14 protein-coding genes are annotated in these 14,924 nt (G+C 51.4%); 9 read left to right on the plus strand and 5 right to left on the minus strand.

The annotated features are described in order from the left end of the window. Positions 1-71 precede the first annotated feature (71 nt). The gene (ubiT, locus tag N8M53_RS05425) at positions 72-578 is read right to left on the minus strand and encodes a ubiquinone anaerobic biosynthesis accessory factor UbiT (protein WP_172970042.1); all 507 of its coding nucleotides are present in this window, start codon (positions 576-578) and stop codon (positions 72-74) included. A 219-nt stretch (positions 579-797) separates the two neighbouring features. Here ubiT and ubiU point away from each other — a divergent pair, with 219 nt between their 5' ends. The 8 genes from ubiU (at position 798) to yqfB (ending at position 9,309) form a co-directional block, all read left to right on the plus strand. After that, complete coding sequence (gene ubiU / locus N8M53_RS05430) at positions 798-1,793, plus strand: ubiquinone anaerobic biosynthesis protein UbiU (protein WP_269579766.1); 996 nt, start codon at positions 798-800, stop codon at positions 1,791-1,793. A 9-nt stretch (positions 1,794-1,802) separates the two neighbouring features. Beyond that, positions 1,803-2,678, plus strand: coding sequence for a U32 family peptidase (locus tag N8M53_RS05435; RefSeq protein ID WP_069590186.1), 876 nt, complete (start codon positions 1,803-1,805; stop codon positions 2,676-2,678). Between the two features lie 46 nt (positions 2,679-2,724). Then, positions 2,725-4,053, plus strand: coding sequence for an anaerobic C4-dicarboxylate transporter (locus N8M53_RS05440; protein WP_167314256.1), 1,329 nt, complete (start codon positions 2,725-2,727; stop codon positions 4,051-4,053). A gap of 28 nt (positions 4,054-4,081) precedes the next feature. After that, entirely contained in the window at positions 4,082-4,573 is a 492-nt protein-coding gene (locus tag N8M53_RS05445) for a GNAT family N-acetyltransferase (protein ID WP_069362578.1), read from the plus strand. Then, positions 4,570-4,968, plus strand: a complete 399-nt coding sequence (locus N8M53_RS05450) for a VOC family protein (protein ID WP_269579767.1) — start codon at positions 4,570-4,572, stop codon at positions 4,966-4,968. Before N8M53_RS05445 ends, N8M53_RS05450 begins: the two co-directional genes overlap by 4 nt. Positions 4,969-5,174: 206 nt before the next feature. Continuing rightward, positions 5,175-7,352 carry a catalase/peroxidase HPI gene (gene katG, locus N8M53_RS05455; RefSeq protein WP_269579768.1) on the plus strand — a complete coding sequence of 726 codons (2,178 nt, stop codon included), beginning with the start codon at positions 5,175-5,177 and terminating at the stop codon, positions 7,350-7,352. Positions 7,353-7,533: 181 nt separating this feature from the next. Then, positions 7,534-8,901 carry an anaerobic C4-dicarboxylate transporter DcuC gene (gene dcuC / locus N8M53_RS05460; RefSeq protein WP_077606316.1) on the plus strand — a complete coding sequence of 456 codons (1,368 nt, stop codon included), beginning with the start codon at positions 7,534-7,536 and terminating at the stop codon, positions 8,899-8,901. A gap of 93 nt (positions 8,902-8,994) precedes the next feature. Then, the gene (gene yqfB / locus N8M53_RS05465) at positions 8,995-9,309 is read left to right on the plus strand and encodes a N(4)-acetylcytidine aminohydrolase (protein ID WP_077606315.1); all 315 of its coding nucleotides are present in this window, start codon (positions 8,995-8,997) and stop codon (positions 9,307-9,309) included. Between the two features lie 107 nt (positions 9,310-9,416). Here the strand turns inward: yqfB and N8M53_RS05470 are convergent, their stop codons facing one another. Genes N8M53_RS05470 through budA form a run of 3 tightly spaced genes read right to left on the minus strand, consistent with a single transcriptional unit; the run spans position 9,417 to position 12,703 of the window. Then, positions 9,417-10,175 (minus strand): SDR family NAD(P)-dependent oxidoreductase, encoded by a 759-nt coding sequence (locus N8M53_RS05470; protein ID WP_077606314.1) that lies wholly within the window; start codon positions 10,173-10,175, stop codon positions 9,417-9,419. A 27-nt stretch (positions 10,176-10,202) separates the two neighbouring features. Continuing rightward, entirely contained in the window at positions 10,203-11,885 is a 1,683-nt protein-coding gene (alsS, locus tag N8M53_RS05475; RefSeq protein ID WP_269579769.1) for an acetolactate synthase AlsS, read from the minus strand. Between the two features lie 41 nt (positions 11,886-11,926). After that, on the minus strand, positions 11,927-12,703 hold the full coding sequence (gene budA, locus N8M53_RS05480; protein ID WP_077606312.1) for an acetolactate decarboxylase: 777 nt from the start codon (positions 12,701-12,703) through the stop codon (positions 11,927-11,929). 194 nt (positions 12,704-12,897) lie between these two features. On the opposite strand from budA, the gene N8M53_RS05485 reads away from it, so the two are divergent. Then, a complete protein-coding gene (locus N8M53_RS05485) occupies positions 12,898-13,815 on the plus strand; it encodes a LysR family transcriptional regulator (protein WP_269579770.1) in 918 nt (305 codons plus the stop codon). Here the strand turns inward: N8M53_RS05485 and N8M53_RS05490 are convergent. After that, a complete protein-coding gene (locus N8M53_RS05490) occupies positions 13,812-14,873 on the minus strand; it encodes a hypothetical protein (RefSeq protein ID WP_269579771.1) in 1,062 nt (353 codons plus the stop codon). The genes N8M53_RS05485 and N8M53_RS05490 overlap by 4 nt on opposite strands. Positions 14,874-14,924: the final 51 nt, after the last annotated feature.

Raw genomic sequence — 14,924 nt, forward strand, 5'->3', positions numbered from 1 at the left:
ACGACGTAGGGCACGAATCTTCTTTGAATTATAAATTAATGAATGCTACGTGCCCTGTAGCCGCTCGTGCACTACAACGCGAGTTTAGTGAGGTAGTGATGGCTTAACGTCAGTGAGCGTGCCAGCGGCTTGGGCAGGGTGTCGATTTCGAGGCTATCGAGCAGGTTTTTCACATGCAGCCCAAGTTCGGTATCACCACTGATGCTGAGTTGACGCTGGAAAAACAGCGTATCTGGATCGCAATAGTGAGTCGCCATTTTTAAAAACGCTAACCAATCTCCCTCGATACTGGCGTCTTCTTCCCCAGACAAGCGGACCAATAATTGGTTGTCTTCGTTCAGCGACACGAACCAATTCGCGTTGAGATCGCGCAATCCAATGCGAATGGTACGGCCAGCAAGAAAGTCGAACTCGTCCTCTGCCAGCGGCACCGCAAAAGCGGTATTCATGACTTTGGTCAGCACCTGAGCTTGCAGCCCATGTGGTAACTGAGTGATGGCTTTTAGCCCTGGTGTAATCAGAGCTGGCTGAGGCAGTGGCAGGGCAAGGGGTTGTTGGGTGATTGGGTTAACGAGCATTTGGCTTTCCTTTGATGCCAATGGTTGAATGCCACTAGAGTAGCGAGGTTGAATGCTACGCCATTGGATCCGAGTCAAAAATGAGAGGAGTTTTTGTGCCAACAGCGTCATTTATCGCGATTTTTGTCATCATGGAGAAGTGAGCTTGATACACATCAACCCCCCACATTGGCAACGCCCTTATCTTAGCCGGACAATCATAAAATGGAATGCAATGTTATGGAGCTCCTTTGTCCGGCGGGCAATATTCCGGCGGTTAAAAAAGCGATCGAACATGGCGCCGATGCGGTGTATGTCGGCTTAAAAGACGATACCAATGCGCGTCATTTTGCGGGGCTGAACTTCACCGATAGCAAATTGCAGCGTGCCAGTCAGTATGTACATGACCACGGCAAATACTTGCACGTTGCCATTAATACCTTTGCCCATCCTGATGGTTGGCGCCGTTGGCAATATGCGATTGATAGCGCCGCCGGAAATGGCGCAGATGCGCTGATCCTCGCTGACATGGCCTGTTTAGACTATGCTGCCAACACCTATCCCGATTTGGATATACACCTTTCTGTTCAAGCATCCGCCACTAACGCTGGGGCGATCCGTTTCTATCAGCAGCAATATGGCGTTAAGCGAGTGGTATTGCCGCGGGTGCTGTCTATTCATCAGGTTAAACAACTGGCACGCGATACCGATGTCGATTTAGAGGTATTCGCCTTCGGCAGTCTGTGCATTATGGCTGAAGGGCGCTGCTATTTATCGTCTTATCTTACTGGCCAATCGCCCAATACCGTGGGCGCTTGCTCACCGGCGGCATTCGTGCGCTGGCAAGATACTGAGCAAGGGCTGGAGTCGCGCTTAAACGGTGTCTTGATTGATCGGTACCAAGCCGATGAAAAAGCGGGATATCCCACCCTGTGCAAAGGTCGTTTCTGTGTCGATGGCAACCGCTATCACGCACTGGAAGAGCCCACCAGTTTGAACACCTTAAGTGTCCTGCCTGAGCTTTATCGCGCCGGGATCAAATCGGTCAAAATCGAAGGTCGTCAGCGCAGTCCTGCGTATGTGGAGCAAGTTGCACGGGTATGGCGTCAAGCGATTGATCGCTGTGTTGCAAACCCTGATGCGTTTGATATTGCACCGGATTGGGCGTATTCGCTCGATAGTCTTTCTGAAGGGGTGCAAACCAGTTTGGGTGCTTACCATCGCAAGTGGCAATAAGGAATTATGATGCAATTTTCTCTCGGGCCGATCTTGTATTACTGGCCCAAGGCTGAGGTTGAAGCCTTTTATCAAGCGGCAGCAGACAGCCAAGCCGATGTGATTTATCTCGGTGAAACCGTCTGTGCCAAGCGACGAGAGCTGAAGACCAAAGACTGGATCGGGCTCGCGCGTGAGCTGGCTGAGTCTGGTAAACAAGTGGTGCTCTCGACCATGGCGCTGATTGAAGCGCCCTCAGAGCTGAGCATGCTAAAACGCTACTGTGATAATGATGATATTCGCATTGAAGCGAATGACGTGAGTGCGGTGCAGTTTTTAAGTGAGCGTCGGCAGCCCTTTGTGGTGGGGGCCGCTATCAACTGCTATAACCCACAAACATTAAAGCAATTTGTCGACCTGGGTATGACACGCTGGGTGATGCCGGTGGAGCTTTCGCGCGATTGGTTGGTGAATATGTTGAACGGCTGCGATGCACTGGGTATTCGCGATCAGTTTGAGGTGGAGGTAACTGGCTATGGTTACTTACCACTGGCTTATTCGGCACGCTGTTTTACTGCGCGCTCAGAAAATCGTGCCAAAGATGACTGCGAGCTGTGCTGCCTCAACTACCCCAATGGACGGTTAACGGAATCACAAGAGGGTCAAGCGGTATTTGTGCTGAACGGCATTCAAACCCAGTCTGGGCAGTGCACGAATCTCATTAACGATTTACCGTCGATGCAAGGGCTGGTGGATGTGGTGCGGTTAAGTCCACTGTCGCTTGACACCTTGCACTGGGTAGACAAATTCCGTGCTAACCAAGCAGGCAATAACCCGCAACCGCTCAACCACGATTGCAACGGCTATTGGCACCACTTGGCAGGCATGACACAAGTTCTAGGCTAAACGCATAACAAAAACAGCCTGCGTAGTCGGGTAGAGAGGTGAGGGTATGTTGTATTTAGAGTTCTTGTTCTTACTGCTAATGCTGTACATCGGCTCCCGATACGGGGGTATTGGTCTGGGCGTGGTTTCAGGGATTGGCTTGGTCATCGAAGTGTTTATCTTCCAGATGCCGCCAACGTCACCGCCCGTGACCGTAATGCTGATTATTCTTGCGGTCGTCACCTGCGCCTCTATCTTGGAAGCGGCTGGTGGCCTCAAGTATATGCTGCAAGTGGCCGAGCGATTATTGCGTAAAAATCCAAAACGCGTCACCTTGATAGCACCGTTTGTCACTTATGCCATGACCTTTATGCTTGGTACCGGTCACGCGGTGTATTCCATTATGCCGATTATCGGTGATGTCGCGCTGAAAAATGGTATTCGTCCGGAACGCCCAATGGCGGCGGCGTCGGTTGCCTCTCAAATCGCGATTACGGCCTCGCCGATTTCTGCTGCGGTGGTGTATTACCTTGCACAGCTTGCCGATATTCAACATGACATTACGTTAGTCTCGATTTTGTTGGTGACTGTCCCTGCCACCTTGTTTGGTACCTTGCTGATGTCTCTGTACAGCTTGCGACGCGGAAAAGAGCTGGATGACGATCCGGATTACCAAGCGCGCTTACAAGACCCAGAATGGCGCGAGCGTATCGAAAATACCACCGCGACCTCGTTAGATGAGGTATTACCCCGTTCCGCGCGCAATGCGGTGTTATTGTTCATCAGTGCCATCGTTACCATTGTGATTATCGCGATGTGGCCAGAAATTCGCACGGTAGCAGGGGCGAGTAAGGCCATCAGCATGTCGGTGGTCATTCAAATGATGATGCTCTGCTTTGGCGGGATCATCTTACTGGCGACTAAAACGGATCCGCGTAATGTGCCGAATGGCGTGGTGTTTAAATCTGGGATGGTGGCGGCCATTGCTATCTTCGGGATTGCTTGGATGTCAGACACTTACTTCCAATACGCGATGCCGCAATTTAAGTCGGGAATTGTGGAGATGGTCACTCAATATCCGTGGTCTTTTGCACTTGCCTTGTTTATCGTGTCAGTAGTTGTTAACTCGCAAGCCGCGACCGCACGGATGATGTTGCCGGTGGGTCTTGGGTTAGGGCTCGAACCTGCGCTGCTTATCGGTATTATGCCGGCCGTGTATGGGTACTTCTTTATTCCCAACTATCCTTCAGATATTGCGACCGTGAATTTTGATGCATCCGGCACCACCAAAATTGGTAAATGGTATTTCAACCATTCATTTATGGCGGTCGGCTTAATTGGCGTGGTGAGCGCTTGTGCGCTCGGTTATGTATTAGGGCAGATTTTTATCGCCTAATACACAAAAGGATTTAAAGGACACAAGGATGCAAGTGAGACGTGCCTCGGTTGAGGACTTGGATGCCATCTTCGCTCTAAATGTACAAATTGGTGACATGCACCATCAACATGCGCCGCATCTGTTTGCAACGCCTGGCCCAAGCGGTCGGGCGTTTTTGCAGCAAGCGCTGCAAGAAGAGGATAAGTACTTTTGGGTGGCAGAGCATCAAAACAAAGTGATTGGCTTTTTGTCGGCAAGGCTGGAGTCGTTTGTACACATTCCTCATCTGGTCGACGATCCCATGTGTCATGTGAATACCATTGTGGTTGACCGTGATGCGCGCGGAACTGGCGCGGGCAAAGCGTTAATGGCTGCGTGTACCCAATGGGCGAAAGACAATCATGCCACTGTGATTAAACTAGAAGTGATGACGTTTAATCAGGATGCGCAGGCGTTTTACCATGCGCTGGGGTTTACCCCAGACTCTATCACCATGATGCAAACATTGAATTGCGAGCCGGAGGAGCCAGCACAATGATTGATAAAGACACCGTGATGCGGGTGGCACGACCCACTGACAATTTAGCCGACATTACTAACATGTATTGTGATGGGCTGGGGTTTGAGCTATTGGCGACGTTTTCTGGGCATAATGATTTTGATGGTGCCATTATTGGTCACCCACATCATAACTATCACCTTGAATTCACCCATCATCGCGGCACCCATGTCGGTCCAGCACCGTCACAGGAAAACCTGTTGGTCTTTTACTTGCCGGGTCACGCTGCGTGGCAGACTGCGTGTCAACAAATTGAAGGCGCTGGGTTTAAACCTGTACCGAGTTACAATAGCTACTGGGATAAAGACGGGCGTACCTTTGAAGATCTAGACGGTTATCGAGTGGTACTACAAAACCGTAAGTGGGCATGGTAAAGCAAAGCGACGAATTGGTTCAGGCGTGGAGGTAAGTGTCAGCAATCACAGTCATTGGCAAAACAGATTAGCGCGGATGTCTCATGCCTATTAACGTTGTATTAGTCGGGACAATCATGCACTTCGCCTGATTGCCTATTAACGCAATGCGCAAGCTGATTCGCTGTGAAGAAAGCTTGTCAAACAATAAGAGCAAGGAGAAAGCAATGTCTCAACAACGCTCAACGTCAGGTGGCCAGTGCCCTGTCATGCACGGCAGCAAAACCTCGGAAGCGATGGCACACAAAACCTGGTGGCCAAACGCGCTAAACCTCGACATTCTTCATCAACATGACAGTAAAACCTCCCCCTTTGATGATGATTTCGATTATCACGCCGCGCTTAAAACCCTCGATATCGATGCATTAAAAAAGGATGTGAAAGCGTTACTGACCGAGAGTCAGTCTTGGTGGCCCGCCGATTGGGGTCATTATGGCGGCTTGATGATCCGCATGGCATGGCACTCCGCGGGTAGCTATCGCATTGCTGACGGTCGCGGTGGCGGTGCCACCGGTAATCAACGTTTTGCGCCTTTAAACTCATGGCCAGATAACGCCAACCTCGATAAGGCCCGCCGCCTGTTGTGGCCGATTAAGAAAAAATATGGCAACAAAATAAGCTGGGCAGATTTGATCTTGCTGGCGGGGACGATGGCGTATGAATCGATGGGCTTAAAACCCTATGGGTTTGCATTTGGCCGCGAGGATATTTGGCACCCTGAGAAAGATACCTATTGGGGCGCCGAGAAAGAATGGCTGGCGCCAAGTGATGCAGAAAACAGCCGCTACTCTGGTGAACGCGATCTGGAAAACCCATTGGCGGCAGTGATGATGGGGCTGATTTATGTCAACCCAGAAGGGGTGGATGGCCATCCGGATCCGCTTAAAACCGCACAAGATATGCGTGTCACCTTCGAACGTATGGCGATGAACGATGAAGAAACGGTCGCACTCACCGCCGGTGGCCATACTGTCGGTAAGTGTCACGGCAATGGCGATGCGGAACAGCTCGGCCCCGAGCCGGAAGGCGCAGCGATTGAAGAGCAAGGCTTAGGTTGGAACAACCATCAAGCGCGTGGCATTGGTCGCGATACGGTCACCAGTGGCATTGAAGGGGCGTGGACCACCTATCCTACGCAATGGGATAACGGCTACTTCTATCTGCTGTTTAACTACGAGTGGGAATTGAAGAAAAGCCCAGCAGGTGCGTGGCAGTGGGAGCCCATCGACATCAAAGAAGAAGATAAACCTGTTGATGTGGAAGACCCTTCCATTCGTCGTAATCCCATCATGACGGATGCCGACATGGCACTCAAAATGGACCCAACCTATCGCAACATTGCTGAGCGTTTCTATCAACACCCCGACCAGTTAGCGGATGCCTTTGCTAAAGCCTGGTTCAAACTTACGCACCGCGACATGGGGCCTAAATCGCGCTACATCGGCCCAGATGTGCCAAGTGAAGACTTGATTTGGCAAGACCCTGTACCGGCAGGACGTACTGATTATGACGTCGCGGCGGTAAAAGCGGATATTGCCAACAGTGACCTGACACTGGCTGAGAAAGTGACGACCGCATGGGATAGTGCGCGGACTTATCGACAATCCGATAAACGAGGTGGGGCGAACGGCGCGCGGATCCGCCTTGCGCCGCAAAAAGATTGGCAAGGGAACGAGCCGGAGCGTTTGGCGAAGGTAGTCAACGTGCTGAGCAATATAGCCCAGAAGCATCAGATTAGTTTGGCCGACACCATCGTGCTGGCAGGCAATCAAGGCATTGAAGAAGCGGCAAAAGCGGCTGACTTCCCCGTCGACGTTCCCTTTGCACCCGGACGTGGTGATGCCACGCTTGAGCAGACTGATGTGGCGTCGTTTGAGGTGTTAGAACCGGTTGCAGATGGATTCCGCAACTGGCTGAAAAAAGACTACACCGTCCAGCCTGAAGAGTTACTGCTCGACCGTGCCCAATTGATGGGACTCACGGCCCCTGAAATGACAGTGCTACTGGGAGGTATGCGCGTACTGGGTACCAATTATGGCGGTGCGCCGGAAGGTGTGCTGACTGACCGAGTGGGGCAGCTAAGTCATGACTTTTTTGTCAACCTGACAGACATGGCGTATCAATGGAAACCCGTCGGCCGCAACCGCTATGAAATCATTGCACGCGATTCTGGCGCGGTGAAGTGGACGGCAAGTCGCGTTGATTTAGTGTTCGGCTCTAATTCAATTTTGCGCGCTTATGCTGAGTTTTACGCGCAAGATGACAACCAAGCCAAGTTCGTACACGATTTCGTGGCGGCGTGGGTGAAAGTGATGAATGCTGACCGCTTTGACCTAAATAACTGATTAAGCACTTAATCACTACAAACTGTGATCACCAAGCCGCCTTTTATTGAGAGGCGGCTTTTTATTTGTCTTAAATCAAGTCAGGGCTTGGTTTTTGTCGTGCTACAGACAGGGTTTTAGTACAGTGAGCTGAGTAAATTCCATCCAATTCTTTTACCTTTACCATCTGGCGGAGTGAATTATGCTAGAACTTCTCATTGGGCTAGTGGTAACCGTGGCTGTGGGCTACTTCATTGTCAAAGGTTATCGTGCTGCAAGCACCTTGCTAACCGCAGGGATTTTATTACTGATTATCACCGGGTTAATCGGGCACAGTGTGCTGCCGGCTAAATTGACGTCAACGGGGAACCTGTTTACCGACTCGCTGGAATACGTGAAATACATGCTGCAATACCGCGGTGGCGGCCTCGGGATGCAAATTATGTTGTTGTGTGGCTTTGCGGCCTATATGTCGCACATTGGTGCCAACAACGTCGTGGTGAAGCAGTTCTCTAGGCCGCTATCGGTGATCAAGTCACCCTATGTGCTGCTCGTAGCGGCTTATATCGTGGCATGCTTAATGTCGCTGGCAGTCAGCTCTGCAACTGGGTTGGGTGTCCTTCTGATGGCGACCTTGTTCCCAATGATGACCGCGATGGGCATTTCTCGTCCTGCTGCCACCGCGGTGTGTGCGTCACCTGCTGCCATTATTTTGTCACCCACGTCGGGCGATGTGGTAATTGCGGCGGAAAAATCCGGGTTGCCTCTCCATGTGTTCGCGGTTGAAACCGTATTGCCGGTCTCTATTTGTGCGATCATCGTGATGGCCGCCGCGGCTTACTTTTGGAATAAATATCTGGATAACAAAGAAAACACGCCGATGGAGCGTGTGGATGTCTCTGAAATAGAAACACACGCGCCTGCTTATTACGCAGTGTTGCCGTTTTTACCCATTATCGGGGTGTTCCTCTTCAATGGGAAAACCATCGAGGGGCTGTATCTTGATATTTATACCATCGTAGTCTTGTCGATCTTTTTGGGGGCATTGGTGGACTTTGCGACCAAGAAATTTGATGGTAGAAGAACGCTAGAAGACCTCGATGCTTGCTATGAAGGCATGGCAGACGCCTTTAAAGGCGTCGTGATGCTGTTGGTGGCTGCTGGCGTATTTGCCCAAGGCTTAATGTCGATTGGTGCGATAGACAACTTATTGGGCTTGGCGGAAAGTGCGGGCGCAGGCGGTATCGCGCTGATGATGTTGCTAACCCTGCTAACTGTAGCGGCAGCGATTGCGACCGGGTCGGGCAATGCGCCTTTCTATGCGTTTGTTGAACTCGCGCCCTCGTTAGCCGCGAAGATGGGGCTTAACCCAGCCTTTTTGATTATCCCCATGTTGCAAGCGTCTAATTTAGGCCGCACGGTTTCGCCTGTATCGGGAGTGATCGTAGCGACATCTGGGATGGCAAAACTCAGCCCGTTTGAGGTGGTTAAACGCACCTCGGTGCCAGTTCTCTGTGGGTTAATCACCGTGATTATTGGCACGCTTGTATTGGTGCCGATGATGGCGTAACGTCACAAGGCATGGAAAGCCCGCGTGCAAGTGCTCGCGGGCTTTTTTAATCGTATCGCACTATAGGCCAACACAGTTTTGGAAGAGAACAACATGACTGCCCCGACCAAAATCACCTTTTTCTCCACCTTAACGCCCATGGTGGCCGCCGGTGTTAAAACCATCACTATTCGCGATGAATCCGAAAGTCACTATCAACCTGGTTCGCGCGTCGCGGTGCATCAGCTAGAAACCGATGATTATGTGTGTGACATTGTGATCGACAGCGTTGCGCCGTTAGCGATCGAGGACATTAATGCCCGCCATGCTGAACAAGAAGGAATGTCGCTGACTGAGCTGAAAGCGCTGATTTTGCAAATCTACCCAGAACGCCCGCCGTTGTTTGTGATTAATTTTCATCTGGCTTAACAGCTCGCACGTTCGCAGCGTGTGCTTGCTTATATCGTGTCTCATTGCAGTGCGCCACTAAAAAAGCGCCCGGGAAAAACGGACGCTTGGTGACGTTTGGTGGGTTATCAGACGATTTTAGGTTGGCCATCTGAGGCGGTGGCGCCGCCATCAACGGGGAGGTTAACACCGGAGATAAATGACGCATCGTCACTGACAAGAAATGCTACCGCAGAAGCCACTTCTTCAGGCTCTGCCGGACGGCCAAGCGCGATACGTTCATTAAATTTTTCTCGCACCGATTCAGGCCAGCCATTGGTCATGTTGGTTTTCACTAAGCTCGGACAAACGGCATTGATGCGCACGCCTTGAAGGCCGTGATCGAGTGCCATGGCACGCGTTAGGTTCGCAACCGCCCCTTTTGCGGCACAGTAAAAAGCTGCGCCCCAATCACCACCTAGGCCTGATACTGATGCCGTGTTTACCATTGAGCCCTTGGTTTTAATTAACTCAGGCATGGCGTATTTGGCGCAAAAAACCACACCATCAATATCTACTCCTGATACTTTCTCCCAGTCCGCCAGAGTGCCGTCAATGACCGAACCAGGCGTATGCACCCCTGCGTTATTGATCAGCATATCTAGCCGCCCAAAGTGGGATACCACTTCTTGAATCATCGCTTCTACCGCTTTTGGGTCTGATACGTCGACAGAGAGCTTTAACACCCGGTCAGCATCGTATTTTGCGGCTGTGTCATTTAATGCCGCTTGGTTCCAGTCCGCAATGGCCACTTTGGCGCCTTCTTGATAGAGGCGGTCGGTAATGGCTGCGCCAATACCGTTAGCTGCGCCAGTAATCAATGCCACTTTTTGATTAATACCTTTCATCGTTTTCTCCATCGTTTAGTGTTTCAATTAAGCAAATACCGGATCCATACTGCCGGCCTCACGAGGGGCCATCAGCTTGTAGTTGTCACTGTAATCAACAGGAATCGCGATCACTGCGGGTCCTTCGGTGTCCATGGCTTGTTTCAATTGGCTAGCGAGCTCTTCTTGGCGAGTGACCGCAAAGCCTTTAGCGCCAAACGCTTCGGCGTAGGCCTTAAAGTCAATCGGGCCGAATTTCACACCGGAAAAGCGCTGATATTTTTTGACTTCTTGCATCTCAACCATGTTGTAGGCGTTGTCTACCCAAATAATGTGTAGCAAGTTGCATTTGAGGCGCACGGCGGTCTCAAGCTCCATGCTCGATTGCATAAACCCACCGTCACCGGAAACGGACACCACTTTACGATCAGGATTGAGCAGGCTAGCACCGATCCCCCAAGGAAGCGCAACGCCCATGGTTTGTTGGCCGTTCGAGACCAACAATTGACGGGAACGGAAGCAGTTGAGGTAACGGGCAATCCAAATGTGGAAACTGCCCATGTCCAAGCACAAGGTTGTGTCTGGGGTGATCACATCCTGCATCACTTTGATTAGGTGTAACGGATGCAAAGCAAACTCTTGGTGTGACTGGCTATAAGCCCGAATCGCTTGACGTTGGTGGGCGACTTCTTCGAGCACATCGACGGTGGTAGACGGCATCAGCCAGTGGTGATCGAGCTGCTCGGTGAGAGCGTTCAGGGTAGGCTCAATTTGGCCCACGAGCTCAACGCTGGGGCGATAGTAGTGCTCGATTTCCGCAGGCTCGACATCAATATGAACGATGTCTGTGTGCTGGGTATTCCAAAGTTCAGGGTCGTATTCAATCGGGCTAAAGCCAATGGTGATGATAAGATCTGCATCTGCAAGCAACAGATCACCAGGCTGGTTGTTGAACAAACCCACGCGACCCGCAAAGCGCTGGTAGTAGCTAATATCAACGGTACCTGCCGCCTGATAGGTGCCGAGAACGGGTAATTGGGTGCGATTAAGCAGAGTACGAATAGCGGCGGCATTCTCGGGGCGACTGGCTTGTAAGCCTAGGAGGAACACCGGATTTTTCGCCGCTTTGATTTTACTGGCTGCCTCGCTGATGGCTCGCGTATCTGCCATGCCGGGCTGGGCGGGGAAGGTTGGCGCGAGAATATCGCTTTCCACAGGTTCGTTGAGAATGTCCATGGGCAGACTGACAAAGGCAGCGCCGGGGCGGCCGCTTTCTGCTGAGCGGAAGGCATTGGCAAGGATCTCAGACGCAGCAGTGCTGGCTTGAACCTCGGCGCTGTATTTGGTGACGGAGCGGAATACGCTCACGGTATCAAGGCTTTGGTGGGTTTGTTTTTGTTGATCGGCCCGTTTCACTGCACCCCCTAATGCGACCAAGGGATCGCCTTCTGAGGTTGCGGTTGCCAGACCGGTAACCAAGTTGGCACAGCCAGGGCCAGAGGTCACCATGGTCACACCCGCCTTGCCGGTTAGACGGCCGACGACGCCTGCCATAAAGGCACCATTCGCCTCGTGACGAACGGGGATCATCTTAATGTTGGTGTCTTCAACCGCGTCAAAGAGACGGTCAATTTTGGCGCCAGGAATACCAAAAATGTATTCCACGCCTTGGCGTTCTAGGTGATTTGCGATCAGTTGTGCGCCATTGTCCCACTGTGTTTTTTTAGTCATGTTGGGCTCCTCGTGAGGTTGCCTCCCAATGGGAGGTGATATTATTTTTCTGCTTGTTCGATAGCGGCGTGTATGTTTTCCGGCGTTAAGTTCGCGCCGAGGAAGCTGGCATTGGTCGGAAGATCAATCACCAGTTTAGAAACCCGTCCAATTTGCAAGGTGCCACACGCCAATTCGTAGTCTTGGACATGGCCACCGCCTTGGCGTGTGTCAGTGATAAAGTGCTCGTGATAGCCAGCGACATTGATCCCTTGGGTATATTGTGGGCTGCGGAAGCCAGCAATCACGCCATTAACATGGTCAAAGCGAAACTCAGGTTGTGCAGCGATGGCCTCAAGCATGGGTTTGTACGGTGGGGTTTGTTTGGGCACAGTGCGAGTGCGTACATGCTCAAAGGCACCATCGATACGAACCGCACAAAAAATGTTGTCGCTTGGCACCAAGCTATCGATGACATCATGCAGCTCTTGGCGCGACATGGGGTGATCAAAAGATTGGCTGATCTCTGGCTTGAAGAAGGTCATGACCGCAAAGGGGGTCTTTTGGTCCGGGTCGGCATGACGCGCCGAGCCATCACCGCGCAGCTGAAATATGGTTTTATCAAAGGCGATGAGTTCACCGTCTAGTTGGTTAAATGTGCCGAGGCCGAAGTCGCCATGTTTGAGGAGATCGGCCATGGTGGTGTCGCCTTCGTAGACGCCATCAATCAAGGCACTCATCAGGGAGGTTTGATAGATTTCACCCTCTCCAGTGTGTTGGTGATGCTCAACGTAGGCGGCCGCAATGTGCTCGGCACAGTGGCAGGTTTGGGTGCTCATAAAGCGTCCTCGTTAACCGTGTTTAACAACCGTTCTGATAACCAAACGGTTTGTTGTATGAAATCTATAGATATGATGCGAGCTGACGTGGATAGCATCCAATACAAAAAAGGTTGGCTTTGATATCGAAAAGATATGGCACATAAAAAACGTGGTAAAATACTGAATATCAGCGACTTCTCAGAGGTAGAGTCATGGAGCTAAGGTATTTACGGTATTTTGTGACGGTGGCAGAGTGCCGACACTTCACCCGCGCAGCCGAAAAGTTGGGCATTGCGCAACCACCACTGAGCCAGCAAATTAAAAAGCTAGAGCAAGAGGTGGGGGTGCCTTTATTTGAACGCTTATCTCGCGGGGTGGCGTTAACACCCGCCGGTCAAGTGCTTTATGATGATGCGGTGAAAATCTTGGCGCAGTTAGATCATGCGGTACAGCGGGTCAAACAAGTGGCGCGAGGAGAGCGGAATCAACTGCGGCTTGGATTTGCCAGCTCGACGGTGGTGAGCCAAGCCGTGTTAGAACTTGTTCGACGGTTACAGCAAGCCCATCCAGAGATTGATTTTCAACCCATAGAGTTACCCATGCCAGCGTTGGTGGAAACCTTGCGCCAACAGGATGTCGATCTCGCTTTTCTTCGCTTACCATGTTACGCCAGTGAACACGTGGCGCACACGCCGTTGTTTCCTGATCCGTTTAAGTTGGTGGTGCCTGCTAATCATGCTTTTGCTAAACAGCAAAGTGTGACGTTGTCACAACTAGGCGATGACCCGATTATTCTTTTTCCGCGTGATATTGGCCCAGGGTTGCATGATGCTTTAGTAGATGCCTTAAAAGGGGCAGGACTGGCGCCATCGAATGCCTCGCTAGCGCCACAATTGCATTCGGCAACGGCGATGGTGTCAGCGGGGTTTGGGATTGCTCTAGTGCCTGAATCATTGACTACGCAACTGAGCGACCATGTCGCTGTCGTCGCGGTTGAAGACATGCCCTTAGTGAGTCATGTGGTATTAGCGTGGCAGCGCACCAATACCGCTCAGGGCGTGCGTCGGTGTATTCATACCGCACGTGAACAAAGTGAACGGTTAGCATCAGAGGCCTTCGCGGGCGACTAAGATTGCTGAGCTGCACGTTGCAGAAACTCCAATTGCATCCGCTCTTGCTCGCTCATTTGATAGGGCTCGTCCGATAATTGCCCAGCATCGAACGTGCCTAGCGAGTAATGATCTTGTGGGCTAATGCCAAATTGTGCTCGCTCACCGGGATAGCCAGACATGCGCTCAATGACCACATCTTTCAGTTGCCACTCATTGCCATAGCCGCTCATTGAGGCTCTAAACGCACGCAGCTCCAGAGATTGTTCTCCCTCACTGAGGCGTGTCTTAGTGGTTAACACCGCAACGGGTTGATCGTCAGCAGTAAATAAATTGGCACGCACTCGATAAATACCGCCTTTATCGATATCCAAAACGAGTGGAATGACCATATCCGGCCCGCGGCCGAAAACTGGCTTCACCCCTTTCACTTCCGCAATGGGTTGGTAGAGGCGGAAGTCGGCGGTGAGTACATCGTCGCCACCATCAAAACTGAGTGCCGCTTTGAGACGAAGTTCAATAGGCCAATCGGCTTCGGGCTCAATGTTCCACTGTGTATCTGTGACATCGAGCCGGGTCAATTCCCGATTAGACTCGACATCAATGACCGATAAGGTCGCGTGATTAAAAGAGGCTGGGGTGACCAATGAGGCTTGGATGTTTTCCGGATAAAAGTAGCGGTATTGGTTGAGCTTTAATGCCGCTTTCACTGAGCCATCGAGAATCGGCATTGGTGTCGAAACATACCGATTCCAGTGTAGATAAGGGCTTTGCTTCGATGGAATAGGGATCGAATAGGAGGGGTGCTGGATTTGCTCCGCATAGTCGGCCGCTATATAGCTGAGTGCTGGTGCGACTGAGACTTGCTCAACATCTGGCTCTACGGGTTGATGCTGTGTCTCGTTGCTTGTGAGGTTAACCTCCGGTGACAGGCTTTCTTCATTGGTACGAGGCAACGACGATAAACGTTCGCGCTCAGAGGTGGGTTGAGGCATTGGTGTCTCATCGACATCGAACCATAAATAAGCCGTGGTTCCAATTGATACGACCAAGGTTACTGCGAGCAGCAGTCTAGTCATAGTAATCCCTAATTAATGTGGTACAGCCACGGTAGCACAGGAAAGAAAAGC

It is taken from the genome of Salinivibrio kushneri (assembly GCF_027286325.1).
Lineage (GTDB): Bacteria > Pseudomonadota > Gammaproteobacteria > Enterobacterales > Vibrionaceae > Salinivibrio > Salinivibrio kushneri_A.

Coding starts and splice junctions, on each gene's coding strand:
- ubiT (WP_172970042.1), bottom strand. CDS start 578: ATGCTCGTTAACCCAATCACCCAACAACCCCTTGCCCTGCCACTGCCT.
- ubiU (WP_269579766.1), top strand. CDS start 798: ATGGAGCTCCTTTGTCCGGCGGGCAATATTCCGGCGGTTAAAAAAGCG.
- N8M53_RS05435 (WP_069590186.1), top strand. CDS start 1,803: ATGCAATTTTCTCTCGGGCCGATCTTGTATTACTGGCCCAAGGCTGAG.
- N8M53_RS05440 (WP_167314256.1), top strand. CDS start 2,725: ATGTTGTATTTAGAGTTCTTGTTCTTACTGCTAATGCTGTACATCGGC.
- N8M53_RS05445 (WP_069362578.1), top strand. CDS start 4,082: ATGCAAGTGAGACGTGCCTCGGTTGAGGACTTGGATGCCATCTTCGCT.
- N8M53_RS05450 (WP_269579767.1), top strand. CDS start 4,570: ATGATTGATAAAGACACCGTGATGCGGGTGGCACGACCCACTGACAAT.
- katG (WP_269579768.1), top strand. CDS start 5,175: ATGTCTCAACAACGCTCAACGTCAGGTGGCCAGTGCCCTGTCATGCAC.
- dcuC (WP_077606316.1), top strand. CDS start 7,534: ATGCTAGAACTTCTCATTGGGCTAGTGGTAACCGTGGCTGTGGGCTAC.
- yqfB (WP_077606315.1), top strand. CDS start 8,995: ATGACTGCCCCGACCAAAATCACCTTTTTCTCCACCTTAACGCCCATG.
- N8M53_RS05470 (WP_077606314.1), bottom strand. CDS start 10,175: ATGAAAGGTATTAATCAAAAAGTGGCATTGATTACTGGCGCAGCTAAC.
- alsS (WP_269579769.1), bottom strand. CDS start 11,885: ATGACTAAAAAAACACAGTGGGACAATGGCGCACAACTGATCGCAAAT.
- budA (WP_077606312.1), bottom strand. CDS start 12,703: ATGAGCACCCAAACCTGCCACTGTGCCGAGCACATTGCGGCCGCCTAC.
- N8M53_RS05485 (WP_269579770.1), top strand. CDS start 12,898: ATGGAGCTAAGGTATTTACGGTATTTTGTGACGGTGGCAGAGTGCCGA.
- N8M53_RS05490 (WP_269579771.1), bottom strand. CDS start 14,873: ATGACTAGACTGCTGCTCGCAGTAACCTTGGTCGTATCAATTGGAACC.